General features: G+C 67.9%; 25 protein-coding genes. 14 read left to right on the forward strand and 11 right to left on the reverse strand.

What is annotated here, in order from left to right; translation table 11 throughout:
- Nucleotides 1-22: 22 nt before the first annotated feature.
- On the forward strand, nucleotides 23-562 hold the full coding sequence (thpR, locus tag CKCBHOJB_RS09750) for an RNA 2',3'-cyclic phosphodiesterase (protein WP_281048486.1): 540 nt from the start codon (nucleotides 23-25) through the stop codon (nucleotides 560-562).
- Nucleotides 563-787: 225 nt separating this feature from the next.
- Here the strand turns inward: thpR and CKCBHOJB_RS09755 are convergent, their stop codons facing one another.
- The 3 genes from CKCBHOJB_RS09755 to CKCBHOJB_RS09765 form a co-directional block, all read right to left on the reverse strand.
- Entirely contained in the window at nucleotides 788-1,228 is a 441-nt protein-coding gene (locus tag CKCBHOJB_RS09755; protein ID WP_281048487.1) for a host attachment protein, read from the reverse strand.
- A 158-nt stretch (nucleotides 1,229-1,386) separates the two neighbouring features.
- The gene (locus CKCBHOJB_RS09760; RefSeq protein ID WP_281048488.1) at nucleotides 1,387-1,851 is read right to left on the reverse strand and encodes an NAD(P)H-dependent oxidoreductase; all 465 of its coding nucleotides are present in this window, start codon (nucleotides 1,849-1,851) and stop codon (nucleotides 1,387-1,389) included.
- Nucleotides 1,848-2,657 carry a M90 family metallopeptidase gene (locus tag CKCBHOJB_RS09765; RefSeq protein WP_281048489.1) on the reverse strand — a complete coding sequence of 270 codons (810 nt, stop codon included), beginning with the start codon at nucleotides 2,655-2,657 and terminating at the stop codon, nucleotides 1,848-1,850. Before CKCBHOJB_RS09765 ends, CKCBHOJB_RS09760 begins: the two co-directional genes overlap by 4 nt.
- A 163-nt stretch (nucleotides 2,658-2,820) precedes the next feature.
- On the opposite strand from CKCBHOJB_RS09765, the gene CKCBHOJB_RS09770 reads away from it, so the two are divergent.
- A complete protein-coding gene (locus tag CKCBHOJB_RS09770; protein ID WP_281048490.1) occupies nucleotides 2,821-5,025 on the forward strand; it encodes a bifunctional (p)ppGpp synthetase/guanosine-3',5'-bis(diphosphate) 3'-pyrophosphohydrolase in 2,205 nt (734 codons plus the stop codon).
- 79 nt (nucleotides 5,026-5,104) lie between these two features.
- Here CKCBHOJB_RS09770 and ppk1 read toward each other — a convergent pair whose 3' ends face one another.
- The gene (gene ppk1 / locus CKCBHOJB_RS09775) at nucleotides 5,105-7,186 is read right to left on the reverse strand and encodes a polyphosphate kinase 1 (protein ID WP_281048491.1); all 2,082 of its coding nucleotides are present in this window, start codon (nucleotides 7,184-7,186) and stop codon (nucleotides 5,105-5,107) included.
- A gap of 186 nt (nucleotides 7,187-7,372) precedes the next feature.
- On the opposite strand from ppk1, the gene ppx reads away from it, so the two are divergent.
- The 4 genes from ppx to CKCBHOJB_RS09795 all read left to right on the forward strand — a co-directional run bounded on the left by ppx (nucleotide 7,373) and on the right by CKCBHOJB_RS09795 (nucleotide 12,468).
- Entirely contained in the window at nucleotides 7,373-8,875 is a 1,503-nt protein-coding gene (gene ppx / locus CKCBHOJB_RS09780) for an exopolyphosphatase (protein WP_281048492.1), read from the forward strand.
- Between the two features lie 209 nt (nucleotides 8,876-9,084).
- Nucleotides 9,085-10,737: an acyl-CoA synthetase gene (locus tag CKCBHOJB_RS09785; protein ID WP_281048493.1), complete on the forward strand. Its 1,653-nt coding sequence runs from the start codon at nucleotides 9,085-9,087 to the stop codon at nucleotides 10,735-10,737.
- Nucleotides 10,738-10,871: 134 nt separating this feature from the next.
- Nucleotides 10,872-11,669 (forward strand): enoyl-CoA hydratase, encoded by a 798-nt coding sequence (locus tag CKCBHOJB_RS09790; protein WP_281048494.1) that lies wholly within the window; start codon nucleotides 10,872-10,874, stop codon nucleotides 11,667-11,669.
- A gap of 28 nt (nucleotides 11,670-11,697) precedes the next feature.
- Entirely contained in the window at nucleotides 11,698-12,468 is a 771-nt protein-coding gene (locus CKCBHOJB_RS09795; RefSeq protein WP_281048495.1) for a TatD family hydrolase, read from the forward strand.
- Nucleotides 12,469-12,471: 3 nt separating this feature from the next.
- On the opposite strand, the gene CKCBHOJB_RS09800 is transcribed toward CKCBHOJB_RS09795, so the two are convergent.
- Entirely contained in the window at nucleotides 12,472-13,077 is a 606-nt protein-coding gene (locus CKCBHOJB_RS09800) for a TetR/AcrR family transcriptional regulator (RefSeq protein ID WP_281048496.1), read from the reverse strand.
- 169 nt (nucleotides 13,078-13,246) lie between these two features.
- On the opposite strand from CKCBHOJB_RS09800, the gene CKCBHOJB_RS09805 reads away from it, so the two are divergent.
- Genes CKCBHOJB_RS09805 through CKCBHOJB_RS09820 form a run of 4 tightly spaced genes read left to right on the forward strand, consistent with a single transcriptional unit; the run spans nucleotide 13,247 to nucleotide 17,452 of the window.
- Nucleotides 13,247-13,996 carry an electron transfer flavoprotein subunit beta/FixA family protein gene (locus CKCBHOJB_RS09805; RefSeq protein ID WP_281048497.1) on the forward strand — a complete coding sequence of 250 codons (750 nt, stop codon included), beginning with the start codon at nucleotides 13,247-13,249 and terminating at the stop codon, nucleotides 13,994-13,996.
- Nucleotides 13,997-13,998: 2 nt separating this feature from the next.
- Nucleotides 13,999-14,931, forward strand: a complete 933-nt coding sequence (locus CKCBHOJB_RS09810; protein ID WP_281048498.1) for an FAD-binding protein — start codon at nucleotides 13,999-14,001, stop codon at nucleotides 14,929-14,931.
- Nucleotides 14,932-14,955: 24 nt separating this feature from the next.
- Entirely contained in the window at nucleotides 14,956-15,621 is a 666-nt protein-coding gene (locus CKCBHOJB_RS09815; protein ID WP_281048499.1) for an energy-coupling factor ABC transporter permease, read from the forward strand.
- 34 nt (nucleotides 15,622-15,655) lie between these two features.
- On the forward strand, nucleotides 15,656-17,452 hold the full coding sequence (locus CKCBHOJB_RS09820) for an acyl-CoA dehydrogenase (protein ID WP_281048500.1): 1,797 nt from the start codon (nucleotides 15,656-15,658) through the stop codon (nucleotides 17,450-17,452).
- Between the two features lie 154 nt (nucleotides 17,453-17,606).
- Here CKCBHOJB_RS09820 and CKCBHOJB_RS09825 read toward each other — a convergent pair whose 3' ends face one another.
- Genes CKCBHOJB_RS09825 through ompR form a run of 6 tightly spaced genes read right to left on the reverse strand, consistent with a single transcriptional unit; the run spans nucleotide 17,607 to nucleotide 21,824 of the window.
- Entirely contained in the window at nucleotides 17,607-18,389 is a 783-nt protein-coding gene (locus CKCBHOJB_RS09825) for a peptidylprolyl isomerase (RefSeq protein ID WP_281048501.1), read from the reverse strand.
- Nucleotides 18,390-18,399: 10 nt separating this feature from the next.
- Nucleotides 18,400-18,687, reverse strand: coding sequence for a BolA family protein (locus CKCBHOJB_RS09830; RefSeq protein ID WP_281048502.1), 288 nt, complete (start codon nucleotides 18,685-18,687; stop codon nucleotides 18,400-18,402).
- The gene (locus CKCBHOJB_RS09835; protein WP_281048503.1) at nucleotides 18,684-18,983 is read right to left on the reverse strand and encodes a YciI family protein; all 300 of its coding nucleotides are present in this window, start codon (nucleotides 18,981-18,983) and stop codon (nucleotides 18,684-18,686) included. The genes CKCBHOJB_RS09830 and CKCBHOJB_RS09835 overlap by 4 nt, the downstream gene beginning before the upstream one ends.
- The gene (locus CKCBHOJB_RS09840) at nucleotides 18,983-19,591 is read right to left on the reverse strand and encodes a septation protein A (RefSeq protein WP_281048504.1); all 609 of its coding nucleotides are present in this window, start codon (nucleotides 19,589-19,591) and stop codon (nucleotides 18,983-18,985) included. The genes CKCBHOJB_RS09835 and CKCBHOJB_RS09840 overlap by 1 nt, the downstream gene beginning before the upstream one ends.
- Nucleotides 19,588-21,021 carry an ATP-binding protein gene (locus CKCBHOJB_RS09845; RefSeq protein ID WP_281048505.1) on the reverse strand — a complete coding sequence of 478 codons (1,434 nt, stop codon included), beginning with the start codon at nucleotides 21,019-21,021 and terminating at the stop codon, nucleotides 19,588-19,590. The genes CKCBHOJB_RS09840 and CKCBHOJB_RS09845 overlap by 4 nt, the downstream gene beginning before the upstream one ends.
- 14 nt (nucleotides 21,022-21,035) lie before the next feature.
- The gene (gene ompR / locus CKCBHOJB_RS09850) at nucleotides 21,036-21,824 is read right to left on the reverse strand and encodes a two-component system response regulator OmpR (RefSeq protein WP_281048506.1); all 789 of its coding nucleotides are present in this window, start codon (nucleotides 21,822-21,824) and stop codon (nucleotides 21,036-21,038) included.
- 242 nt (nucleotides 21,825-22,066) lie between these two features.
- On the opposite strand from ompR, the gene CKCBHOJB_RS09855 reads away from it, so the two are divergent.
- The 4 genes from CKCBHOJB_RS09855 to CKCBHOJB_RS09870 all read left to right on the forward strand — a co-directional run bounded on the left by CKCBHOJB_RS09855 (nucleotide 22,067) and on the right by CKCBHOJB_RS09870 (nucleotide 24,586).
- Nucleotides 22,067-22,435, forward strand: a complete 369-nt coding sequence (locus CKCBHOJB_RS09855) for a hypothetical protein (protein ID WP_281048507.1) — start codon at nucleotides 22,067-22,069, stop codon at nucleotides 22,433-22,435.
- A gap of 122 nt (nucleotides 22,436-22,557) precedes the next feature.
- On the forward strand, nucleotides 22,558-23,250 hold the full coding sequence (tsaB, locus tag CKCBHOJB_RS09860) for a tRNA (adenosine(37)-N6)-threonylcarbamoyltransferase complex dimerization subunit type 1 TsaB (protein ID WP_281048508.1): 693 nt from the start codon (nucleotides 22,558-22,560) through the stop codon (nucleotides 23,248-23,250).
- Complete coding sequence (gene rimI, locus CKCBHOJB_RS09865) at nucleotides 23,250-23,696, forward strand: ribosomal protein S18-alanine N-acetyltransferase (RefSeq protein ID WP_281048509.1); 447 nt, start codon at nucleotides 23,250-23,252, stop codon at nucleotides 23,694-23,696. Before tsaB ends, rimI begins: the two co-directional genes overlap by 1 nt.
- The gene (locus tag CKCBHOJB_RS09870; RefSeq protein ID WP_281048510.1) at nucleotides 23,696-24,586 is read left to right on the forward strand and encodes a uracil-DNA glycosylase; all 891 of its coding nucleotides are present in this window, start codon (nucleotides 23,696-23,698) and stop codon (nucleotides 24,584-24,586) included. The genes rimI and CKCBHOJB_RS09870 overlap by 1 nt, the downstream gene beginning before the upstream one ends.
- Nucleotides 24,587-24,591 lie beyond the last annotated feature (5 nt).

Consider the following 24,591-nt stretch of genomic DNA (forward strand, 5'->3'; position numbering starts at 1 on the left):
GGGTCCGATGCCGGCGGAGCGGATGCGCGCCTTTTTCGCGCTGTGGCCCGATGCCGCCACCGCGGCGGCCCTGCATGCGCGCGGACGCGCCCTGCGGGCCGAATGCGGCGGGCGGCTGATGCGGCGCGACACGGTTCACATGACCCTCGCCTTCCTGGGCGATGTCGCCACGGCGCGGCTGGAAGTGCTCGAAGAGGTCGCGGGCGCGGTACGCGGTGAGCGTTTCGCACTCGAGCTTGACCGGGTGGGTGGCTGGCACGGTCACCGTGTCCTGTGGTCGGGCTGCGAGACGGTCCCGCCGCCCTTGCAGGCGCTGGCCGCGGAGCTTTCCGCGCGCCTGCGCGCAGCCGGGTTCGAGCTCGACGCGCGTGCGTTCAATCCGCACGTGACCCTGGTCCGCAATGCCTTGCGTTCGCCCGGGCACGCCGAGGCGCCGCCGCTGCGCTGGCCGGTGGCGAGCTTCGTGCTGGTCGCATCCGAGCGTTCCGCGGATGGCGCGCACTATCGGGTGCTTGGACGCTGGGCTCTCGCCGATGGCAGGCCGGAAACGGCCCGAGATTGAAGCCCTGAAAAGGGCACGGGGCGCACAGCGCCCCGTTTTCTTTGGAGCCGCCTTCCGGCGCTCCGGTCTCGCGAGTGGAGACGATATCCTTGATCTGGTGTTGCGTTCAGCAGGTCAGTCCAATCCTCTGCGCTACGTTCAAACACGTCCTCCTTTGCGTCTGGCCATCCGGCCTTCGGCGAGTGTCAGGGCAGGTCTGAAACACTTGCGAAAGGTCCTCCCGGGTCAGAGAAAGATCGTGGAGCCGAGTCGTTCGCCGAGTTCGTTCTCGGGTGTCTTGGTGTAGTCCTTTTCGAAGCGGTCGGTGATCAGTTGCGCGGTCGGGCCGTCGATGACCGCATTGAGCAGACCCATGAAGGCGGGCGGGGCGACCACGATGGCGCGCTTGAACGCGTTGCTGGTGCGGCCCTGGTAGAGCGCCTGGGCGATCTCCTGTGCGAATACTTTGGCTTCGTGCTGCTTCGGCATCGTCTGCGGCTGCATCGATCCGCCTCCTGCCCCGGTCGCCGCCATGGCGCCCGAGCGGTCGGAAACGAGCTCGCCGTTCTTTTGCCTGCTTTCCGGATGGATCAGTTCCCTGACCAGCTTCAGTCCCTTGTTGGGACCCATGTTCTCGTACAACTTTGCCAGGCTGGCGTTGGCAACCAGAATCCAGGTAATGGCCATAAAAGATCTCCCTTTCGATTTCAATCGGTTCGTCCGCGGCTGCGGACGCGATGCATTCGAGCGAAAGAAGCACTTGCAGCTTAGGCCAGGTCGGTAGCGTCTGCCAATCCCGTTCGTTTCCATTTTGTGAAACAGGCTTGCGCGAAATGCAAGCGGGCTCAGAACACACCCATCGCCAGCCCGGCGGCGAAGCCCTCGCCGAGCTCCTCCGCGTGCAGAAGGTCTGCGGGCGTGATCCCCTTGCGGACGATCAGTGCCTCGGCGACTTCCTTCCAGCCATAGCCGCGGGCGATGCGGCCGATCTCGCGCACCGCGCCGGTGCCGTCGTTGCCGGCGCTGACGAACACCGCGTAGGGCAGGCCGGTGAGCCTGCCCTCGCAGGGGTAATAGCTGCGGTCGAAGAAATCCTTGAGTGCGCCCGACATGTAGCCGAAATTTTCCGGGGTGCCGAGCAGCAGGCCGTCGCAGGCGAGCAGGTCCGCGGTGCCGGCATCGAAGGCGCGCTTCATCACGGTGTCGACGTCGTCGACGCGGTGCGCGCCGTTCACCACCGCATCGGCGAGCCGTCCGGTGTTGCCGCTCTGGGTGTGGAAGACGATCAGCAGGCGCCTGCGCTCGCTCATGAGGGCGCTCCCGGAGAGGGTGAAGGGGCCTCGTCGGAGAACGGATCCGCTGGGGGCCGGGCGGCGAGGTCGAGGCCGTAGAGCAGGCTCAGCTGCGCATGGACCTGGGGAAAGCGCCGCTTGAGCAGGTCGGGCGCCTCGAAGAACACCTCGGAGACCACGGCGAAGAACTCCGCCGGGTGTTCGGCTGCATAGGGATCGATTTCCGTGTCGACGCCGCTGTCGACCTCGGCGCAGAAGTCCTCGTAGGCGCGGCCGAAGGCCTCGGCCCAGGCCTGGCGGGACATGCCCGGGCGCAGGCGGGGCAGGCCGTCGACGCCGCCGTTCTCCATGTCGAGCTTGTGCGCGAACTCGTGGATCACCACGTTCACCCCAGAGGGGCCATCCGCCTCGTCGAACCACGCGATCAGCACCGGCCCGCCCTCCCAGGCCTCGCCGAGCACCTCGTCGTCGTACTCGTGGAGCACGCCGGCCTCATCCACGGTGCGGCGGGGAATCACGAAGTCACCGGGGTAGACCACGACCCCGACCCAGCCGTCGTAGGCCTGCAGGCCGATGTTGAGGACGGGCAGGCAGGCCTGCAGCGCGATCGCGAGCAGCACGTCGTCGTCGAGCTGCAGGCCCTGTGCGCCGTGGAATTCCTTGCGGCGCAGGAACTCGAGCGCCATCTCGCGCAGGCGCTGGCGCTCTTCCGGCCGTAAGCGGGCGAGGAAGGGCAGGGTGCGCTCGACCCGCCGCCATTGCTCGGCGGGTACTTCGGGGGCGGTCGGCGTGAGGCCCAGGAGGCGGCGGACGAAGCCTAGCATTGGATGTCGATGGAGTCGGCGTGGCGGGGCAGGATGGGCGGCGATGTGCGGGGATCATCGCACAGGGCGGACGTGGTGGCGGAACGCCGGCGCACGCAGCCGACCGCGCGGCGGTGACGGATGCCCGCATCGAGCGACTGCCCGATGTGGGATAATTGCAGCCATGGTTTCCGTCACTCATGCCATCGCCCCGGGCGATACCGCGCCCCCGATCGACCTGCTCGCCGCCGGCCTGGAGCCGCAGGAGCGCGCGCGCATCGAGCAGGCCCTGGACTGGATCGCCGACCTGTACGAGGGCAAGGTCCTCGGCACAGGCGAATCGACCTGGACGCACGCACTGGGCGCGGCGCTGATCGTCGCCTCGCTGCGCATGGACGCCGAAACGCGGCTCGCCGCGCTGCTGTTCGCGGTGTGGGACGAACTCGACGATCCGAACGAGGAGATCGGCACGCGTTTCGGCGCCGCCGTCGCCGGGCTGGTTCGCGGCCTGCACAAGCTCAACGGCCTGCGCGTGCTCACCCGTCTCACCGCGACCACCTCGGCCCCGGAGATCCGCGCGCAGACCGAGGTGCTGCGCAAGATGCTGCTGGCGATGGTGGAGGACATCCGCGTCGTGCTGGTGCGGCTGGCCTCGCGCACCCAGACCCTGCGCTACTACACCGAGCTGCCGGGCGAGGGCCGCGTCGATGTGGCGCGCGAGAGCCTGGACATCTACGCGCCGCTCGCCAACCGGCTGGGCGTGTGGCAGATCAAGTGGGAGCTGGAGGACCTGTCCTTCCGCTTCATCGAGCCCGAGACCTACAAGCGCATCGCCAAGATGCTCGACGAGCGTCGCGTCGAGCGCGAGCAGTTCATCCACGACGCGATCGAGCGCCTGAAGCGCGAGCTCGCCGCGGTCGGCATCGAGGCCGACATCACCGGACGGGCCAAGCACATCTACAGCATCTACAACAAGATGCGGAAGAAGCGGCTCGACTTCTCGCAGGTCTTCGACATCCGCGCGCTGCGCGTGCTGGTGCCCGAGATCAAGGACTGCTACACGGTGCTCGGCATCGTCCACCAGATGTGGCAGCCGATCCAGCAGGAGTTCGACGACTACATCACCAAGCCCAAGGGCAACAACTACCAGTCGCTGCATACCGCGGTGCTGGCGGGCGACGGGCGTGCGCTGGAGGTGCAGATCCGCACCTTCGACATGCACAAGCACGCCGAGCTCGGGGTCGCGGCGCACTGGCGCTACAAGGAAGGCGCGAAGGACGGCGGCGACTACGACGAGAAGATCGCGCTGCTGCGCAACCTGCTGTCGTGGCGGGACGAGGTCACCGACTCGGCGCACTGGATGGAGCAGTTCAAGCGTGCGTCGCTCGACGACACGCTCTACGTGCTGACGCCGCAAGGCAAGGTGGTGGACCTGCCGCGCGGCGCCACGCCGGTGGACTTCGCCTACCGCCTGCATACCGACCTCGGCCATCACTGCCGTGGCGCCAAGGTCGATGGGCATCTGGTGCCGCTCAACACCCGGCTCGACAGCGGACAGACGGTGGAGATCGTCGCCGCCAAGGAAGGCGGGCCCTCGCGCGACTGGCTCGATTCGCGCCAGGGCTACGTCGCGACCTCGCGTGCGCGCACCAAGATCAAGCAGTACTTCGCCCAGCTCGACGAAGAGGAACTGCTGAATCGCGGGCGCAGCTTCGTCACCAAGGAGATGCAGCGCGACGGCCACGGCCAGGCCAACATCGACGGCCTGGCCGAGCGCCTCGGCTTCAAGAACGCCGAAGCACTGTACCTGGCCGCGGGGCGCGGCGAGGTCGGGCCGCGCGCGGTGCAGACCGCGCTGCGCGAGGGCCATGCGCCGGAACCGGCGGCCGAGGTGCAGCCGGAGTTCGTGGTCAGCCGCAGCCGCTCGGGTGACAACCAGGACAAGATCCTCATCGTCGGCGTCGGCAAGCTGATGACCTCGCTGTCGCGCTGCTGCAAGCCGGCGCCGCCGGATGCGATCGAGGGCTTCGTGACCCGCGGTCGCGGCATCTCGATCCACCGCGTGGATTGCGCCGACTTCCAGGAACTGGCGCGTAAGCATCCCGAGCGCGTGATCCCCGCCGAGTGGGGCGAGAAGGCGCATGACAACCGCAGCGCGCTCTACCAGGTCGACATCAGCGTGCAGGCGAGCGACCGCCAGGGCCTGCTGCGCGACATCTCGGAAGTGCTGTCGCGCGAGAAGCTCAACGTGATCGCGGTCAATACCCTGACCAAGAAGGGCACCGCCTACATGCGCTTCACGATGGAAGTCGGCGGCATCAAGCAGGTGCAGCGCGCGATCACGCTGATCCGCGAGGTGTCGGGCGTGATCGACGCGCAGCGCAAGTAGGCACTCGCCCGCCGGCGCGATTCGAGTCGGCGGCGCCCCGAGGGCGCCGCCGCTGTTTCGTGGCCGCGGGGCAGGGGCTTCAGCTGCTCGCCGCCAGTTCCTTCAGCAGGATCAGCTGCGCCGCCCGGCGGATGCTGCGCGGGTGCTTGCGGCGGTACTTGCCATCCGACTGCATGTCCCAGGCCTGGCAGTTGTCGCCGAGGTAGGGGCGCAGGCCTTCCTTCATGACGCGGCGCTTGAGGCGCGGGTCGAGCACCGGGAAGGCGATCTCGATGCGGCGGAAGAAGTTGCGGTCCATCCAGTCCGCGCTCGACAGGTACATCCGGTCTTCGCCGTCGGCATGGAAGTGGAAGATGCGGTGGTGCTCGAGGAAGCGGCCGACCACCGAGCGCACGCGGATGTTGTCGGACAGACCCGGTACCCCCGGGCGCAGCGCGCAGGGGCCGCGCACGATCAGGTCGATCTCGACCCCGGCCTGCGAGGCCTCGTATAGCGCCTCGATGGTTTCCGGTTCGAGCAGCGCATTCATCTTCGCGATCACGCGGCCGCGCCGCCCCTCGCGGGCGATTTCCGCCTCGCGACGGATGGCTGCGACCACGTTGGGCTGCAGGGTGAACGGTGCTTGCCACAGGTGGCGCAGTTCGGTGGCGGTGCCCAGCCCGGTCAGCTGCTTGAACACCGCGGCGACGTCCTCGCCGATCTCCTGGTTGCAGGTCAGCAGGCCGAAGTCGGTGTAGAAGCGGGTGGTGCGCGGGTGGTAGTTGCCGGTGCCCATGTGCACGTAGCGGCGCAGGCCGTCGTCCTCGCGGCGCACGATCATCAGCAGCTTGGCGTGGGTCTTGTAGCCGAACACGCCGTACACGACGTGCGCGCCGACTTCTTCCAGGCGGTTGGCGAGGGTGATGTTGGCTTCCTCGTCGAAGCGCGCCATCAGCTCCAGCACGACGGTCACCTCCTTGCCCTTCTGCGCGGCGCGGGCGAGGTGCTCCATCAGCACCGAGTCGGTGCCGGTGCGATACACGGTCATCTTGATCGCCAGCACCTTGGGATCGTCCGCGGCCGCACGCAGCAGCTCGATCACCGGGCCGAAGCTCTGGAAGGGGTGGTGGAGCAGGATGTCGCCGCTGCGGATCGCAGTGAAGATCTGGCGGCGCTTGTCGAGCGCCTTGGGCAGGCCGGGAACGAAGGGCGTGTATTTGAGATCGGGCCGCTCGACCCAGTCGGGCACCTGCATCAGGCGCACCAGGTTGACGATGCCCGGCGTGCGGTACAAGTCGTCGGGCGTCAGGTGAAAGTGCTGCAGCAGGAAGCTCGCCATCTCGTCCGAGCAGTTGTCCGCAACCTCCAGGCGCACGGCGTCGCCGAAGTGGCGCTGTTGCAGTTCGCCCTTGAGCGAGGCGCGCAGGTCCTTGACCTCTTCCTCGTCGACGAACAGGTCGGAGTTGCGGGTGACGCGGAACTGATAGCAGCCGAGCACGTTCATGCCGGTGAACAGCTCGCCGACGTGGGCGTGCAGCACCGAGGACAGGAACACGTAGGTGTATTCCTGGGCGCACAGTTCGCGCGGCAGCCGGATCACCCGCGGCAGCGCGCGCGGCGCCTGAACGATCGCGGCCCCCGAGTCGCGGCCGAAGGCATCGCGGCCCTCGAGTTCGACGGCGAAGTTCAGGCTCTTGTTGAGCACGCGCGGGAAGGGGTGGGCGGGGTCGAGGCCGATCGGCGTCAGCACCGGCATCACCTCGCGCATGAAGTAGTCGTGGATCCAGGCGCGCTGCGCCTCCGTCCACAGGCTGCGGCGCAGGAACACCACGCCTTCCTTTTCGAGCGCGGGGAGGATGTCGTCGTTGAGCAGTTCGTACTGCTCCGAAATGATCTCGTGCACCTCGTCGCTGACGCGCTCGAGCAGTTCGGCCGGCGCGATGCCGTCCTCGCCCGACTTGCGGCTGCCGATGCGGATCTGCTCCTTGATGCCGGAGACGCGGATCTCGAAGAACTCGTCGAGGTTGCTCGACACGATGCACAGGAAGCGCAGGCGCTCGAGCAGCGGAACGGTGGCATCGGCGGCCTGGGCGAGCACGCGGCGCTGGAACTGCAGCAGGGTCAGTTCGCGGTTGAGGAAGTGTTCGGGCGGGTAGGATAGCGGCGAGCGGGGCGTGTACATTGGAATTCCTGTGCGCGATGCGGCATTCATGATTATGTGACACTTTCGTTGCAGCTTGATGACGGTGTACGCCTTGAGCGGCGCGGTGTCCGTGCGTTCCGATGCGCTTCGTCGCACGCCGCGGCCGGAACGGTGCCGGTGATAGAATCGTTCCCCTCGGCGCATCGAGCGTCAGCTTCCGAAACGATGATGCAAGATCTGATTGCAGCGATTGACCTGGGTTCGAACAGTTTCCGGCTGCAGGTCGGGCGCATCGTCAACGACCAGATTTATCCCCTCGACGGACTGAAGGAGGCGGTTCGCCTCGCGGCCGGCCTGTCGCCGGACAAGAAGCTCGATCTCGCCTCGCAGCAGCGCGGGGTGGCGGCGCTGCAGCGCTTCCAGGAGCGCCTGCGCGGCTTTCCCGCCGGTCGGGTGCGGGCGGTGGCGACCAACACCCTGCGCGTCGCCAAGAACGCCCCGGAGTTCCTGATCCGCGCCGAGGCTGCGCTGGGCTTCCCGATCGAGGTCATCGCCGGGCGCGAGGAGGCGCGGCTGATCTACGTCGGCGTCGCGCACACGCTCCCCGATCCGCACAAGCAGCAACTGATCGTCGACATCGGCGGCGGCTCGACCGAGTTCATCGTCGGCAAGAGCTTCGAGCCCTTGCTGCTCGAATCGCGCTACATGGGCTGCGTCGGCTTCAGCCTGCGCTTCTTCCCCGACGGCCGGATCGACAAGCGCGGCCTGAAGGAGGCCGAGCTCGCCGCTCGCCGCGAACTGCAGACGATCTCCGCCAGCTACCGCGAGGCGGGCTGGGAGGAGGCGGTGGGGTCGAGCGGCACGGCCAAGGCGCTGGTGGAAATCCTCGAGCAGAACGGCTTCTCGCGCGGCGGCATCACCCGCGAAGGGCTGGAGCAGCTGAAGGCGGCGCTGCTGCGTGCGGGCAGCGTGGATGCGGTCGATCTCGCCGGTCTGAAGGGCGATCGCCTGCCGGTGATCCTGGGCGGCTTCGCGATCATGAGCGCGGTGTTCAAGGAGTTCGAGCTCGAGCACATGGTGTTCTCCGAGGGCGCGCTGCGGCTCGGCGTGCTCTACGACCTGCTCGGGCGCTACCACCACCACGATCTGCGCGACGCCACGGTCAGCGCCTTCATGCGGCGCTACAACGTCGACCTGCGCCAGGCGCAGCAGGTGGCCGACACCGCGTGCACGCTGCTCGGCCAGCTCGAGCCGGAGATGGCCGATCCCGCGCACATCGACCACCGCTTCCTGCGCTGGGCGGCGATGCTGCACGAGATCGGCATTTCGGTGGCGCATTCCAGCTATCACAAGCACAGCGCCTACATCGTGGCCAACGCCGACATGCCCGGCTTCTCGCGCATGGATCAGGCGCGCCTGGCGCGGCTGGTGCTGTCGCACCGCGGCAAGCTGGAGCGGGTGGCCTCGATCGACCCGGGCAGCGTGGACTGGCTACTCATCGCCTGCATGCGGCTGGCGGTCGTGATCCATCGTGCGCGCGACGCCCGCGGCCTGCCGCCGGTCACCATGCAGCGCGAGGGACGCGGCTTCACGGTGACGGCGGCGCCCGGCTGGCTGCAGAAGCTGCCGCTGACCGCCGCCGCGCTCGAGGAGGAGCGCCGGCAGTGGCAGGGGCTCGGGCGTGCGCTGTACATCCGCGCATTGAGCGTGCGCGCGCCGGCGGCCTGATCGCCGGCCGCGTCGAATCGTCTCCCCTCGGGCCTCGTCGGCACGCATCCGTGATCCGGATGTGGCGCCCGCGGAACGCACCCGTGCGCTTGACCGCGCACGCGACGGCGGGTTGAATGCGTGCGGATGCCGCGGCCCCCGAACGGCGTCCCCAATACCAACAGCCTGCCGTTAGCGGCGGCAATCCAGGACGAGGAGGAGATTCGAACATGAGCGAAAGCGCACAGTCGCCCTATGCGGCGGGGCTGGAGAAGAATGCGGCGAACTACGTGGCGCTGACGCCGCTCACGTTCATCGAGCGCAGCGCCTACATCTATCCCGATCGGGTCGCGGTCATCCACGGCGCGCGGCGCTTCACCTGGCGCGAGAGCTACACCCGCACGCGGCGCCTGGCCTCCGCGCTCAAGCAGCTCGGCGTCGGCAAGGGCGACACGGTCGCGGCAATCCTCAACAACACGCCGGAGATGTTCGAGGCGCACTTCGGTGTGCCGGCCTGCGGTGCGGTGCTCAACACCATCAACACCCGCCTCGATGCCGAGGCGGTCGCCTTCATCCTCAACCACGGCGAAGCGAAGGTGCTGCTGACCGACCGCGAGTACGCGCGCATGGTGAAGAAGGCGGTCGAGCTCTCGGGCCGCGCCGACATGATCGTCATCGACGTGGACGATCCCGAATACACCGGCCCGGGCGAGCGCATCGGCACGCTGGAGTACGAGGCGCTGCTCGCGTCCGGCAGCCCCGATTTCGTCTATGAGCAGCCGGCGGACGAGTGGGAGGCGATCTCGCTCAACTACACTTCGGGCACCACGGGCAATCCCAAGGGCGTGGTCTATCACCACCGCGGCGCCTACCTCAACGCGATGTCCAATATCGTGTCCTGGGGCATGCCGCCGCATTCGGTGTATCTGTGGACGCTGCCGATGTTCCACTGCAACGGCTGGTGCTTCGCGTGGACCATGGCGGCCAACGCCGGCATCAACGTCTGCCTGCGCCGGGTCGATCCGCGCCTGATCTTCGACGCCATCCGCGAGCATGGCGTCACCCACTACTGCGGCGCGCCGATCGTGCATTCGATGCTGGCCAACGCCCCGGCTGAGTGGCGCAAGGGGATCGACCACAAGGTTTCCGGCCTGGTCGCCGCGGCACCGCCTCCGGCTGCGGTCATCGAGGGCATGGCGAAGATCGGCTTCGACATCACCCACGTATACGGCCTCACCGAGACCTACGGGCCGGCCGCGGTGTGCGCCAAGCACGACGAATGGCGCGCGCTACCGCTCGCCGAGCAGGTGGCGCTGAACGGTCGCCAGGGCGTGCGCTATCACGCCCAGGAAGGCATCACGGTCATGGACCCCGCCACCATGGAGCCGGTGCCCTGGGACGGCGAGACCATGGGCGAGATCATGTTCCGCGGCAACCTGGTGATGAAGGGCTACCTGAAGAATCCGGACGCGACCGCCGAATCCTTCCGCGGCGGCTGGTACCACACCGGCGACCTTGCCGTGATGCAGCCCGACGGCTACGTCAAGATCAAGGACCGCTCCAAGGACATCATCATCTCCGGCGGCGAGAACATCTCGTCGATCGAGGTCGAGGATGCCCTGTACAAGCATCCGGCGGTGATGGCGGCGGCGGTCGTCGCGCTGCCCGACGAGAAGTGGGGCGAGGTGCCGTGTGCCTTCGTCGAGCTGCGCGAGGGCGTCGAGGCGAGTGCCGATGCGATCGTCGCCCACTGTCGCGAGCACCTGGCCGGCTTCAAGGTACCGAAGAGGATCATCTTCGGCGAGCTCCCGAAGACCTCGACCGGCAAGATCCAGAAGTTCGTGCTGCGTGAGCAGGCGAAGTCCGCCGCCTCGTTCGAGTGACTCGGCGACGCCGGGGAGGCCGACTCCCCGGCGCATCACGCGGGGCTGGCGTCCATTGTCGATTGACGTTAACGTTAACTGGAATTGCCGGGCCGCTTTCCCATGCCCGCTGCACACCGCGAGGAGACCACCGCATGAGCACCACCACCGATACCCGTGAATCCATCCTGCTGCGCCGCGACGAAGGCGGCGTGACGACACTGACGCTGAACCGCCCGCAGCAGTTCAACTCGCTGTCCTTCGAGATGCTCGAGGCGCTGATCGCCGCGGTCGACGAGATCGCGCGCGACGACAGCGTGCGCGTCGTCGTGCTGGCGGGCGAGGGCAAGGCCTTCTGTGCCGGCCACGACCTCAAGGAGATGCGCGGCAACCACACGCTGGAATTCCAGCAGCGCCTGTTCCGCCTGTGCGGCAAGTTCATGATGAAGCTGACCGAGCTGCCGCAGCCGGTGATCGCGCGGGTGCACAGCATCGCCACCGCGGCTGGCTGCCAGCTGGTGTCGATGTGCGACCTCGCCGTTGCCGCGGAGGGTGCGCGCTTCGCGGTGTCGGGCATCAACGTCGGCCTGTTCTGCGCCACGCCCGGTGTCGGCCTGTCGCGCAACATGGGGCGCAAGGAAGCCTTCGAGATGCTGGTGACCGGCGATTTCATCGACGCCCAGGAGGCCCGGCGTCGTGGTCTGGTGAATCGCGTGGTCCCGCTCGAGCAGCTCGACGCCGAGGTGGCCGGCCTGGCCGCGGCCATCGTCGCCAAGTCGCCGGTGGCGATCCGCATGGGCAAGCAGATGTTCTACAAGCAGCTCGAGATGGGGCTGGATGCCGCCTACCAGCTCGCCTCCGAGACCATGGCCTGCAACGCGATGTGCGAGGACGCCGCAGAGGGCATCGACGCCTTCATCGCCAAGCGCAAGCCGGAGTTCAAGGGGCGCTGAGTCCGGCCTGGTCGGCTGGTGACTGGCGATGCTGATCGATTCCCACGTCCATCTGGACGCCGCCGAGTTCGCTCCGGACCGCGACGAGGTCATGCGCGCGGCGCGCGCAGCCGGCGTGCAGGGTTTCGTCGTGCCGGCGGTGGACCGCGGCAGCTTCGCTGCGGTGCGCGCGCTGGCAGCGGCGCATTGCGACGTCTGTCCGGCCCTTGGCATCCATCCGCTCTATGTGATGGACGCGCACGAGGACGATCTGGAGCGACTCGACGAGCATCTGGCGCGCGGCGAGGCGAGGGCGGTCGGCGAGATCGGCCTCGATCATTTCGTTACCGACATCGATCCCGCGCGCCAGCTCGATTTCTTCGTCGCCCAGCTCAGGCTCGCCCGCCGTCACGATCTGCCGGTCATCCTGCACGTGCGTCGGGCGGTCGATGCGGTGCTCAAGCAGCTGCGCCGCATCGGCGTGCGTGGCGGCATCGCCCACGCCTTCAACGGCAGCCGACAGCAGGCGCAGATGTTCATCGACCTGGGTTTCCGGCTCGGTTTCGGCGGGGCGATGAGCTTCGCCGGCTCGAGCCGGATCCGCGAGCTGGCACGCACGCTGCCGCTGTCGGCCATCGTGCTCGAGACCGATGCGCCCGACATGGCCCCGGCGTGGGGGCAGGGCGAGCGCAACCTCCCCGCCAACCTTGCGCGCTATGCCGCGCTGCTTGCCGAGTTGCGCGGGAATTCCCTCGAGGAGGTGGTAGGGACGACCGGGCGCAACGTGCGCGAGGTGCTCGGCGGGTGGACGCCTGGCTGAGTCTCAGGCCGCCTCGTTCTTGGGCGCCATCGACAGCGAACGCGCGATCAGATCGGCGATGTCGCGCTTGAGGCGGGCGACGTCGGTGTCGAACTTCTCGTAGATCATCAGCGATACGCCGAACACGTAGGCGTAGAGCAGCATGCAGCGGCTGGAGGCCTCTTCCATCGGCACGCCGCAGGCGAGGAAGAGCTCGCGCGCGCAGCGCAGGCGCACGTCATCCACCTCGGCGACGATCGCCCCCGCTTCCGGGTCACGGCGAGCCCAGTCGCGCACCGCCAGCTCGATCATCATGCCGCGCCGGCTGCGGCTGGCGCTGTAGACGTCGATGACGTGGTAGATCTGTTCGAGCTCGCGCCCGGCTTGGGCGCGGGTCTGCTTGATGATGTCGCGGATCCGGCCTTCCTTCCAGTGGCTGAGCACGGCCAGCAACAGGTCGCGGCGGTCCGCGAAGTGCCAGTAGAAGCTGCCCTTGGTCACTTTCAGGCGCTTGGCGAGTACCTCGACGCGCAGGCCGGCGATGCCTTCCTCGGCCAGCACTTCGGTGGCACCTGCGACCCAGGCATCGCGATCGAGCTGGGTGCGCGGTTTTTTTACAGTGTTTTCCATACGGCGTAGTATTGACGATTCTTCTTCCATACGCTACCGTATGCGACATACTTTCCCGTATGGCCGTGCTGCTCCGCAGCAGTGCCTTCAGGGAGGGGCGGTGACATAATTCCGGTGTCCGCCAAAACGGACCTTCAAGACAATCAGCACTAATAAGGAGCGCGGCAGAGTGAAAGTTCTCGTACCCGTCAAACGCGTTGTGGACTACAACGTCAAGGTTCGCGTGAAGGCCGACGGCAGCGGCGTGGATCTGGCCAACGTCAAGATGAGCATGAACCCCTTCGACGAGATCGCCGTGGAAGAAGCGGTGCGTCTGAAGGAAGCCGGCGTGGTCACCGAAGTCGTGGCGGTGAGCTGCGGCGTCACCGCCTGCCAGGAGACGCTGCGCGCGGCGATGGCCATCGGTGCCGACCGCGGCATCCTGGTCGAGACCGACGTGGAACTGCAGCCCCTGGCGGTGGCCAAGCTGCTCAAGGCGGTGTGCGACAAGGAACAGCCGAACCTGGTGATCTGCGGCAAGCAGGCGATCGACGACGACGCCAACCAGACCGGCCAGATGCTGGCCGCGCTGGCGGGCTGGCCGCAGGCGACCTTCGCCTCCAAGCTCGTGATCGCCGACGGCAAGGCCGCGGTCACCCGCGAGATCGACGGCGGTCTCGAGACCCTGGCGGTGAAGCTGCCGGCGGTGGTAACCACCGACCTGCGCCTGAACGAGCCGCGCTACGCCACGCTGCCCAACATCATGAAGGCCAAGAAGAAGCCGCTCGACACCGTCAAGCCGGGCGACCTGGGCGTCGATGTGACGCCGCGCCTGACCACGCTCAAGGTCTCCGAGCCGCCCAAGCGCAGCGCCGGTGAGCGCGTGGCCGACGTGGCCCAGCTGGTCGACAAACTCAAGAACGTTGCGAAGGTGATCTGAACATGGCCATTCTCGTCATTGCTGAACACGACAACCAGGCGCTCAAGGCCGCCACGCTCAACACCGTGACCGCGGCGGCCAGGCTCGGGGGCGACATCCACGTGCTGGTGGCCGGTGCCGGCTGCGGCGCGGTGGCCGAGGCCGCGGCCAAGGTCGCGGGCGTGGCCAAGGTGCTGGTGTGCGATGCGCCCCAGTACGAGGCGCAGACCGCCGAGAACGTCGCCGAGCTGGTCAAGGGCCTGGCCGGCGGCTACAGCCACGTGCTCGCCCCGGCGACCCCGGCCGGCAAGAACATGCTGCCGCGCGTGGCCGCGCTGCTCGACGTGGCGCAGATCAGCGACATCGTCGCGGTCGACGCCGCGGACACCTTCGTGCGCCCGATCTACGCCGGCAACGCGCTGGCCACGGTCAAGAGCGCCGACGCGGTGAAGGTCATCACCGTGCGCACCACCGCGTTCGACGCCGCTGCCGCCGAAGGTAACGCCGCCGCCATCGAGGCGGTCGCCGCCGCCGCCGACCTGGGCGTGACCGCGCTGGTCGGTCGCGAGATCGTCAAGAGCGCGCGTCCCGAGCTCGGTGCCGCCAAGATCATCGTCTCCGGCGGTCGCGGCCTGGGCAGCGGCGACGCCTACCACCAGCTGCTCGAGCCGCTGGCCGACAAGCTCGGCGCCGCGCTGGGTGCCTCGCGCGCCGCGGTCGATGCGGGCTACGTGCCGAACGACTATCAGGTCGGCCAGACCGGCAAGATCGTCGCCCCGCAGCTCTACATCGCGGTGGGCATCTCGGGCGCGATCCAGCACCTGGCGGGCATGAAGGATTCCAAGGTGATCGTGGCGATCAACAAGGATCCGGAGGCGCCGATCTTCCAGGTCGCCGACTACGGTCTGGTGGGGGATCTGTTCCAGGTCGTGCCGGAACTGACCGGCGCGCTCTGATCGCGCACGGCCTCACCCACGGGCATGGATCTTCCCGCCACGCTGTTTTCCGAAGCAGGGCAGGGAGTGCTGCTTGCGCTCGCGGTGCTGGGTCTGTACCTGACCCTGCGCCGCGCGCCCTGGGTGCGGCTGCGTGCGCCGGCACAGCTCAACCTGCTGCTCGGCTTCGGGGTGGGGCTGATGCTGATGTGGAGCATGCGGGCGGGGGTCAAGCCCGGCCTGAACCTGCACATGCTCGGCGCCATGGCCGCGACGCTGGCCCTCGGACCCCGGTTCGCGGTGCTGGCGCTGGGGATCGCACTGAGTGGCATCACCCTGAACGGGGCGATCCAATGGACCGACTGGCCGATCAACTTCGTGCTGATGGTCCTGATGCCCGTGGGCTTCGCCTACGGCTTCCAGCGTGCGGTGGAGCGCTGGCTGCCGGCGCACTTCTTCATCTTCGTGTTCGTGACCAGCTTCGCTGGGGCGGCCCTGACGGTGATGGCGCAGGGCCTGCTGGCGTCCGCCGTGATGGTCGCGGCCGGAGCCTATTCCGCCGGATTTCTATTCACCGAATACCTGCCGTTCTTCCTGCTGCTCGGGTTTTCCGAGGCCTGGATCAGCGGCGCGGTGATCACGCTGCTTGTGGTGTATCGGCCCGACTGGGTCGCCGCATTCGACGATCGCCGTTATCTCCTCGACAAGTAAGTCCGACCCACTTTTTTCTGGAGCGCCAAGACAAATGAGTAACTACAACGCCCCCATCCGCGACATGCAGTTCGTGATGCGCGAACTCGCCGGTCTCGATGAAGTCATGCAGCTTCCCGGAAACGAGGAAGTGTCGGCCGACCTGGTGGACGCGATCCTCGAAGAGGCGGACAAGTTCGCCAGCGGCGTGCTCGCCCCGCTGAACTGGACCGGCGACCAGGAAGGCGCGAAGTGGAACGATGGCGAGGTCGCCACCGCGCCGGGTTGGAAGGACGCTTACAAGCAGTTCACCGAGTCGGGCTGGACCGCGCTGCCCTGCGACCCCGAGTTCGGCGGCCAGGGCCTGCCCAAGCTGCTCGCGACCGCGGTCATGGAAATGTGGAAGTCGGCCAACATGGCCTTCTCGCTGTGCCCGATGCTGACCAGCGGCGCGATCGAGGCGCTGATGCTGCGCGGCACCGACGAGCAGAAGAACATGTATCTGCCGAAGATGATCGCCGGCGAGTGGACCGGCACGATGAACCTGACCGAGCCGAATGCCGGTTCCGACCTCGCCGCGGTGCGCACCAAGGCCGAACCGCAGGGCGACGGCACCTACAAGATCTTCGGCCAGAAGATCTTCATCACCTACGGTGAACACGACCTCACCGACAACATCGTCCACCTCGTGCTCGCCCGCCTGCCGGACGCGCCCGAAGGCGTGAAGGGCATCTCGCTGTTCGTCGTGCCCAAGTTCCTGGTCAATGCCGACGGCAGCCTGGGCGCGCGCAACGACGTGCACTGCGTGTCGATCGAGCACAAGCTCGGCATCCACGCCAGCCCCACCGCCGTGCTCGCCTTCGGCGACAAGGGCGGCGCGATCGGCACCCTCGTGGGTGAACCCAACCGCGGCCTCGAGTACATGTTCATCATGATGAACGAGGCCCGCTTCGCGGTCGGCATGGAGGGCCTGGCGCTGTCCGAGCGCGCCTACCAGCACGCGCTGCAGTACGCCAAGGACCGCATCCAGGGCACGGATGCCGGCGTCCGCGGGGGCCCGAAGGTCAATATCCTGCATCACGCCGACGTGCGCCGTCTGCTGATGAACATGAAGAGCAAGACCGAGGCCATGCGTGCGCTCGCCTACGTGGTCGGCGCCGCCTTCGACAAGGCGCACAACCACCCGGACGAGGCGGTCCGCGCGCAGAACCAGGCCTTCGTCGACCTGATGATCCCGGTGGTCAAGGGCTGGTGCACCGAGAACTCGATCGACGTCACCTCCGACGGCGTGCAGGTGCATGGCGGCATGGGCTTCATCGAGGAGACCGGGGCGGCCCAGCACTTCCGTGACGCGCGCATCACCACGATCTACGAGGGCACGACCGCGATCCAGGCCAACGACCTGATCGGCCGCAAGATCGCCCGCGAGAGCGGGGTGACCGTTGCCGCGCTGGTGCAGACGATGCGCGCGGTCGAGGCCGAAGTGGCCGGCGTGCAGGACGAAGCCTTCGTCGCCATCGCGCGTTCGCTCAAGGCCGGCATCTCGGCCGTGGAAGAGGCGGTCGCCTACATCCTCGCCACCTACGGCAAGGACATCAAGGCGGCATCGGTCGGCTCGGTGCCCTTCCTCAAGCTGCTCGGCATCGTCGCCGGCGGCTGGCAGATGGCGCGTGCCGCCCTGGTCGCCCGGACCAAGCTGGAGGCCGGCGAGGGCGATGCCGACTTCTACAGGACCAAGATCGTCACCGCGCGCTTCTACGCCGACCACGTGCTGGCGCAGGCGCCGGGGCTGGCCTACACCGTGGCCAACGGTGCTGCGGGTGCGCTGGCGCTGAGCGAAGCGCAGTTCTGAGCGTCCCGGGCCCGATGCTGCGGCGTCGGGCCCGTGGCGTGGAACGAGAAAAACCGCCGTGGGGCTCGGCCCGACGGCGGTTTTTTCATGCGCTGCCGGCATCGCCGGTGCTGGACGCCCGGGCATTTCCGGGCGTCTCGAAGCGTCGCGGTGCTTACTCCACCTTCGCCTTCTCGCGCAGCTCGAGCACATGGCGCTCGACCTTCTGCTGCTGCAGGCGCTGCTGCAGCTGCGGCTTGACCTCGTCGAACGGGGGCGCCTGAACGTCACGGACGTCGTCGAGCTGGATCACGTGGTAACCGAAATCGCTCTTGACCGGGGTCGTCGTGTACTTGCCCTTCTGCAGCTTGACCATCGCTTCAGAGAACGGCTTCACGAACATGCCGGGGTTGCTCCAGCCCAGCTCGCCGCCACGATCCTTGGAACCCGGGTCGCGCGACTCCTTGGCCACTTCCTCGAACGCGGTGCCGTTCTGCAGGCGGGCAATGACCGCCTTGGCCTCGGTTTCGGTCTCGACCAGCACGTGGCGGGGCTTGTATTCCTTGTCGCCCATGCGGCTCTTGATCACCTCGTATTCCTTCTTCAGGTCGGCGTCGGTGATCGGATTCGCACGCACGTAGTCCTGCAGGTAGGCGCGGATCAGGATGGCCTGACGGGCCATGTCCATCTGCGCCTGCACCTCGGCCTTCTTGTCGAGCCCCTTCTTGTTGGCTTCCTGGCTCAGGACCTCGCGGCGGATGAGCTCCTCGCGCACCGCGTTCTTGAGCTGATCGTTCTCGGGCACGCCCTGCGCGCGCTGCTCGGAGAGCATCGCCTCGGCCATGGCCGAAGGGATGTCGACGCCATTGACCTTGGCGACCGGGTCGGCGGCAAGGGCGGGAAGGGCGAGGAAACCGGTCAGCAGGGCTACGGCGAGACGGCTCGGAAAATGTTTCATGGAGATTCCTTCAGTGTGCTTGTTTGGCGGCCTCGACGGCCGAAAGCGCGCGGATGGCGAGAGCATGGATGTCCTTCTTCATCATGTCGCCCAGCGCGTCGTAGATCATACGCTGTCGATGAACTCTGCTGCAGCCCTCGAAAGCGGGAGAAACAATAAATACGCGGTAGTGGCCCCCGCCGTCGCGCGCGCCTGCATGTCCGGCGTGCAGCGCGCTGTCATCGTGGATCTCCAGGTCGTGGACCTCGAAGCGAGCGACCAGGGTTTCACGGATGCGCGCGACCGTTTCCGCGCTCACGGCAGGGTCTTCCGGAAGGGGCGGACGGTGGTGCGGGCGAACACGCCGTGGCGCACATAGGCGTCCTCGCGCAGCCAGGATTCGGCACTGGCGAGGGAGTCGAACTCGGCGACGATCAGGCTGCCGCTGAAGCCGGCCGGGCCGGGGTCGGGCGAATCGATCGCCGGCATCGGGCCGGCGAGCAGCAGGCGGCCTTCGTCACGCAGAGCCTCGAGACGGGCGACGTGCTCGGGACGAACCGCGAGCCGGGTTTCCAGCGCGCCGGGGGCGTCTTCGCCGATCAGTGCGTAGTACATCAGTTGTTTTCCTCTTCCATGTGACGGGAAAGATAAAAGCCCTGGGCAAGCACGAAGGCCAGCATGAGGCCCATGCCGCCGAACATCTTGAAGTTGACCCAGGTCTCCTCGCTGAAGTTGTAGGCGACGTAGAGGTTGAGCAGGCCCATCGCGATGAAGAACCCGGCCCAGGCCAGGTTCAGACGATTCCAGATGGGCTCGGGCAGCTTGATCTGCGCCTCGAGCATCTTGCGGATCAGGTTGCGCTGCAGCAGCCAGGCCGAGCCGAGCAGCACCACACCGAACATCCAGTACAGCGCGGTCGGCTTCCACTTGATGAAGGTGGGGTTATGGAAGAACAGGGTCGCGCCGCCGAAGACGACGATGATCGCCAGGCTGACCCACAGCATGGTGTCCACCTTGCGATGCTTCGCCCACACCAGCGCGATCTGCAGCATGGTCGCCAGAATTGCGACGAAGGTCGCGATCAGGATCGGTGCCTGCGATACGGCGATGCCGTCACCGAGCCAGCTCGAGGCGAGCGCATGGGCGCCTTCCGGGTTGGCGCCGCCGATCTTGTAGGCGGCAAAGAAGAGAATGACCGGCAAGAGGTCGAAGAGGAATTTCATGATTTACGCGGACTGCCTGATGCTGGACGGCGCATTCTATCGCTTTCGCCGTCCTTGGCCGCGACCGGAAGGCAGAGCACCGCGCGCAGGCCGCCGCCCTCGCGCGGCAGCAGGTCGAGGCGGCCATGGTGTCCACGCATGACCCGCTCCACGATCGCCAGCCCCAGCCCGGCGCCCTTGGTGTTCGTGCGCGCCTTCTCCAGCCGGGTGAACGGGCGGCGCAGGCGCTCGACTTCGTTCTCGGGGATGCCGGGGCCGCGGTCGGCGACCTCGATGCGGGCGAACTCGCGGTCGATGTCGAGCTTGATGTCCAGGGGCTGATCGGTACCGGCGTAGCGCAAGGCGTTGTCGATCAGGTTGGCGATTGCACGCCGGATCGACAGCGCGCGCGCCGGCGCGACCAGCGCATCGGGCAGGTCGAGGCGGAGTTCCACTCCCCGCAGCCGATAGGGTTCGGCAACCTCGCGCACCAGGGCGGCAAGATCGGTCGGCGCGAGCACTTCCTGCGAATCGCCGCGACCGAAGTCCAGGAACTGGCCGATGATGCGGTCCATCTCCTCGATGTCGGTCACCATCGCGGTGACCTCGCTGTCGGGTGCGCCGGACATCTCGATGCCCAGGCGCAGTCGTGCGAGCGGGGTGCGCAGGTCGTGCGACACCCCGGCGAGGATCAGCGCGCGGTCCTCGTCCATGCGTGCGAGGTTGCTGGTCATCTGGTTGAAGGCGCGGGCGACGATCGCGATCTCCTGCGGGCCGCTTTCCTCCTGCGGCGGCGGGGTCTCGCCGCTGCCGACGATGCGCGCCGCGCGTGCGAGCTGGCGCAGCGGGGCGCTGATGCGGGCCACGATCAGATAGGCACCGAGCAGCGCCGCGAGCAGGGCACCGCTTCCCCAGGCCAGCCAGTCGAAGCTGTCCGGGTTGTCGATGCGCTCGGGCGGCAGCATGACCCAGTACTCGTCGTTCGCATCGTCGGGATCGAGACGGAAGCTCACCCAGAAGCCGTCGAGCGTCTTCCAGCGCGCGGCGAAGCGGGTGTGGTCGCCGAGCTGGCGCCGCACGTCGCCCATCAACAGCTGCAGCGGCCGCGTGTCGTCCAGCGGCACCAGCTCGTCGGTGGCCTCGGCCGGATAGATGCGGATCCCCTCGAGGGCGGCGAGGTCGATCAGGAGGTCGATCCGGCGATCGAAATCGGCGTTGATCAGCGCGGTGCGGGTCAGGTTGACCACCGACACCACCATCTGCGCCACGTCTCTTGCGCGCGCCGGCTCCTGGAAATAGCGGAAGATCTGCGACCAGATCCCGAGCGCGAGGATCAGCAGCAGCGCGACCAGCAGGAAGGTCTGCCACAGCAGGGTGCCCGGCAGCCAGGATCGGCGGCGGGCAGGCGGCGGGGACGCAGGCCCGGGCGGGGCCTTCGTGGCTTGCGTCATGCTGGATGTTTCAGTCAGTTGCCCTCGGTGTCGCCGCTTCCGGTCGCGCTACCGTTCCCACCCTCGGTCGCATCGGCGGCGGCCTTGTGGTCATCGGGCACGAACACGTAACCGAAGCCCCACACGGTCTGGATGTAGCGCGGCTTGGCCGGATCATCCTCGACCAACTTGCGCAGGCGCGAGACCTGGACGTCGATCGCGCGGTCGAACACGCCGTACTCCCGCCCACGCGCGAGTTCCATCAGCTTGTCGCGCGACAACGGCTGCCGGGGATGGGTCAGCAGCACCTTCAGCAGCGAGAATTCGCCGGTCGTGAGCTGGATTTCCTCGCCATCCCGGACCAGCGAGCGCGTGCCGAGATTGACCTTCACCCGCCCGAACACGACGATCTCGTCCTCGGGAGTCGGGGCGCCGGGCAGGGTCTGCGGCTGGCGACGCATCACCGCCTGGATGCGGGCGACGAGTTCGCGCGGGTTGAAGGGCTTGGCGAGGTAGTCGTCCGCACCCATCTCCAGGCCGACGATGCGATCGACGTCGTCGCCCTTGGCGGTGAGCATGATGATCGGGATCTGTTCCTCCGCCGCGCGCAGGCGCCGGCAGATCGCCAGGCCGTCCTCACCGGGCAGCATCAGGTCGAGCACGATCAGGTCGTAATGCTCGCGGTGCAGCGCGCGATCCATCATTGGCGCGTCGCCCACGGCCTTGACCGCGAATCCCTGCTCCTGCAGGTAACGGGACAAGAGCTCGCGCAAGCGGGCGTCATCGTCCACCACGAGAATCCGGTAGCGTGTTTTCTGGTTCATGTCCGAGATGCTAGCCTGAGACGCGAGCCCTTGCCAGCGTGTCGATGGGGCGCCCGCGAGCGCTCCGGGTAACCCTTCGTAAGTGCGTTGCGCGCACGCAATATCGACTTACAAATCCCCGTCCGGCTTGCGATTTCGATCTTCCGGCGCACGGTCGATTGCCGTATGTTCCGGGTGTCTGTTCGTCCGATCGAGGCGATCTTCTCATTGCCTTTCAAGTTCAAGCGGTGATTGTGTTGTCGATGATGCGTTTCCTCTCGTCTCCTGCCGGCGTTCCCGGCTACCCGCCCTCGGTACGCGGGCTCGTTCAGCGCTTCGCGGTCAAGGGTGCAGGGATCGTGCTGCTCGGCGTCGCACTGCTCGCCGCGCCACTCGCTCATGCGCAGCCCGGACGCGGCCTGTTCGCCAGCGAGGAGCAGGGACGGTCGGGCGCCGAGCTGCGGCGCAAGGACTGGCGCAACACCCTGGACGGGCAGGGGCGTGCTGACGAGCGTGAGCAGAAGCGGCGCAAGATGAGCGAGGAAGAGCGCAGCAATTTCCGCCAACATTTGCGCGATGCGGCCCGCGGCGCCTACCGGGACGAGGCCCCTCCGCGCAAGGGACGACGCTGACCGCTGGTCGGGCATGTCCCGCCCCCGAGCAGGCCGGAATCCCGCAGGCAGCTGAACCGGCGGGCGCTGCCGATCGACACCTCGCCACCGCTTTCGGCGCCAGCCGGTAGAATACCGGCCCCATGAACATCCTCTCCATCGAAACCGCCACCGAGCATGGCAGTGTCGCGCTGTTGCACGACGGCGAGCTGCTCGTGCGCCGCATCCAGGGTGCGGCGAATCACTCCGAGGCGGTCCTGCGCGACCTGCGCGAACTACTCGGCGAAGCCGGGATCGCGATCACACAGCTCGACGCCGTTGCCTTCGGCGCGGGGCCCGGGGCATTCACCGGCCTGCGCCTGGCCTGCGGCGTGGCGCAGGGCATCGCGCTCGCCGCGGACCTCGGGGTCGCCGCGGTCGGCAGCCTCCAGGCGGTGGCACTGCAGGCCGGTGCCGCGCGCGTCTTCGTCGTCAACGATGCGCGCATGGGCGAGGCCTACCATGCGGCGTTCGAGCAGGACGCCGAGGGCGTGCCGATGGCGGTCGGGGCGGCGGGCTGCTGCGCTCCCCTGGCGCTGGAACTGCCGGCCGGCGACTGGTTCGCGGCCGGCTCCGCATTCAAGGTCTGGCCACAGGAACTGGAGGCGCGCTTCCTCGGGCGCCTGACCGGCTGCAGGCCCGACATGGTGCCCGGCGCCGAGGAAGTCGCACGCCTCGGCGCGGTGGCGGTGGCGCGCGGCGAGTTGATCCCTCCGGAGCTGGCTGCGCCGCTCTACGTTCGAGACAAGGTGGCATTGACCACGGCCGAGAGGCTGGCGCGCGGAGGGCGGGCCTGATGCCCGAGCTGTCGTTCGCGGTGATGAGTTCCGACGACCTCGACTGGGTCGCCGCGCGCGAAGCCGAACTGCACGCGCACCCCTGGTCGCGCGGCAACTTCGTCGATGCACTCGCTGCCGGCAACGACGCCTGGATCATGCGCCGCGCGGATGAGGCGATCGGCTATGCGATCGTGCTCAACGTCCTCGACGAAGCGCATCTGCTCGACATCGGCGTGGTCGCGGCCCAGCAGGGCAGAGGCCTGGGGCGCGCATTCATGGACTGGCTGTGCGCGCGTGCGCGGCAGCACGGTATGGAGAGCTTCTTCCTCGAGGTGAGGCCTTCCAACGTCGCGGCGCTCCGTCTCTACGAGCGCTGCGGTTTTGCCGAGATCGGCCGGCGGCGCGGCTACTACCCGGCCGTCGGCGGCCGCGAGGATGCGATCGTGATGAGGCTTGCGCTCTGATGGCGGCACGCCTCTCGTCCTGGCGAGACGCCGCGCTGCGCGAGATGGGCCTGGGGCCGATCTGGCGACGGCGCGATCGTCAGCCCGAAGCACTCGACCTGGCCGAGCCGGCGGTCCCCGCGCCGCTTCCCGCTGAAGTTCGGCGGGGCGATGCGCGGGATCCGAGCTCAGGGACGCCTGCGCCGCCGGCACCGAGCGTCGCGCCCAGGCCTGCGCCCCGTCCGGACGTGCCTGTCACGACCAGGCGAGACGCCCCGTCTCCCCAGGCCGCTAAACCCGCCACTTCCCGTGCGGATGTGCCCGGCCAGGCCGAACGCATCGCGCGCATCCAGACCCTGGACTGGGACGCGCTCGAGGACGACATCCGCGCCTGCCGCGCCTGCGCATTGTGCGAGCGTCGCAAGCAGGCCGTGCCCGGGGTGGGCGACCGCGGGGCGCGCTGGATGTTCGTCGGCGAAGGGCCGGGTGCGGAGGAGGATCAGCGCGGCGAACCCTTCGTCGGCCAGGCCGGGCGCCTGCTCGACAACATGCTCGCCGCGCTCGGCCTGGAGCGGGGCAGGGACGTCTATATCGCCAACGCGGTCAAATGCCGTCCGCCGCACAACCGCACGCCCGAGCGTGCCGAAATGGCGGCCTGCCTGCCTTACCTGGAGCGCCAGATCACGCTCGTGCGGCCGCGCCTGCTGGTGGCGCTCGGCCGCCCGGCCGCGCAGGCACTGCTCGATCGCGAGCTCGCGATCTCGGCGGCACGCGGCAAGCGCTTCGAGCGCGAGGGCATCCCGGTCGTGGTCACCTATCACCCGGCCTACCTGCTGCGTAATCCGCAGGACAAGGCGAAGGCCTGGGAAGATCTCTGTTTCGCGCGCCGGGTGATGGCGGGCGAGACCTAGCGCGA

The sequence above is a fragment of the Thauera sp. GDN1 genome, assembly GCF_029223545.1.
GTDB lineage: Bacteria > Pseudomonadota > Gammaproteobacteria > Burkholderiales > Rhodocyclaceae > Thauera.

Excerpts from the sequence above, each read along its gene's own strand:
- CKCBHOJB_RS09870 (WP_281048510.1), top strand. The coding sequence starts at position 23,696 with ATGGCGGCACGCCTCTCGTCCTGGCGAGACGCCGCGCTGCGCGAGATG.
- CKCBHOJB_RS09785 (WP_281048493.1), top strand. The coding sequence starts at position 9,085 with ATGAGCGAAAGCGCACAGTCGCCCTATGCGGCGGGGCTGGAGAAGAAT.
- CKCBHOJB_RS09770 (WP_281048490.1), top strand. The coding sequence starts at position 2,821 with ATGGTTTCCGTCACTCATGCCATCGCCCCGGGCGATACCGCGCCCCCG.
- CKCBHOJB_RS09840 (WP_281048504.1), bottom strand. The coding sequence starts at position 19,591 with ATGAAATTCCTCTTCGACCTCTTGCCGGTCATTCTCTTCTTTGCCGCC.
- CKCBHOJB_RS09800 (WP_281048496.1), bottom strand. The coding sequence starts at position 13,077 with ATGGAAAACACTGTAAAAAAACCGCGCACCCAGCTCGATCGCGATGCC.
- CKCBHOJB_RS09755 (WP_281048487.1), bottom strand. The coding sequence starts at position 1,228 with ATGGCCATTACCTGGATTCTGGTTGCCAACGCCAGCCTGGCAAAGTTG.
- CKCBHOJB_RS09855 (WP_281048507.1), top strand. The coding sequence starts at position 22,067 with ATGATGCGTTTCCTCTCGTCTCCTGCCGGCGTTCCCGGCTACCCGCCC.
- CKCBHOJB_RS09765 (WP_281048489.1), bottom strand. The coding sequence starts at position 2,657 with ATGCTAGGCTTCGTCCGCCGCCTCCTGGGCCTCACGCCGACCGCCCCC.
- CKCBHOJB_RS09760 (WP_281048488.1), bottom strand. The coding sequence starts at position 1,851 with ATGAGCGAGCGCAGGCGCCTGCTGATCGTCTTCCACACCCAGAGCGGC.
- CKCBHOJB_RS09845 (WP_281048505.1), bottom strand. The coding sequence starts at position 21,021 with ATGACGCAAGCCACGAAGGCCCCGCCCGGGCCTGCGTCCCCGCCGCCT.
- ppx (WP_281048492.1), top strand. The coding sequence starts at position 7,373 with ATGATGCAAGATCTGATTGCAGCGATTGACCTGGGTTCGAACAGTTTC.
- CKCBHOJB_RS09810 (WP_281048498.1), top strand. The coding sequence starts at position 13,999 with ATGGCCATTCTCGTCATTGCTGAACACGACAACCAGGCGCTCAAGGCC.
- CKCBHOJB_RS09815 (WP_281048499.1), top strand. The coding sequence starts at position 14,956 with ATGGATCTTCCCGCCACGCTGTTTTCCGAAGCAGGGCAGGGAGTGCTG.
- ompR (WP_281048506.1), bottom strand. The coding sequence starts at position 21,824 with ATGAACCAGAAAACACGCTACCGGATTCTCGTGGTGGACGATGACGCC.
- CKCBHOJB_RS09825 (WP_281048501.1), bottom strand. The coding sequence starts at position 18,389 with ATGAAACATTTTCCGAGCCGTCTCGCCGTAGCCCTGCTGACCGGTTTC.
- rimI (WP_281048509.1), top strand. The coding sequence starts at position 23,250 with ATGCCCGAGCTGTCGTTCGCGGTGATGAGTTCCGACGACCTCGACTGG.
- ppk1 (WP_281048491.1), bottom strand. The coding sequence starts at position 7,186 with ATGTACACGCCCCGCTCGCCGCTATCCTACCCGCCCGAACACTTCCTC.
- CKCBHOJB_RS09820 (WP_281048500.1), top strand. The coding sequence starts at position 15,656 with ATGAGTAACTACAACGCCCCCATCCGCGACATGCAGTTCGTGATGCGC.
- tsaB (WP_281048508.1), top strand. The coding sequence starts at position 22,558 with ATGAACATCCTCTCCATCGAAACCGCCACCGAGCATGGCAGTGTCGCG.
- CKCBHOJB_RS09835 (WP_281048503.1), bottom strand. The coding sequence starts at position 18,983 with ATGTACTACGCACTGATCGGCGAAGACGCCCCCGGCGCGCTGGAAACC.
- thpR (WP_281048486.1), top strand. The coding sequence starts at position 23 with ATGCGCGCCTTTTTCGCGCTGTGGCCCGATGCCGCCACCGCGGCGGCC.
- CKCBHOJB_RS09795 (WP_281048495.1), top strand. The coding sequence starts at position 11,698 with ATGCTGATCGATTCCCACGTCCATCTGGACGCCGCCGAGTTCGCTCCG.
- CKCBHOJB_RS09790 (WP_281048494.1), top strand. The coding sequence starts at position 10,872 with ATGAGCACCACCACCGATACCCGTGAATCCATCCTGCTGCGCCGCGAC.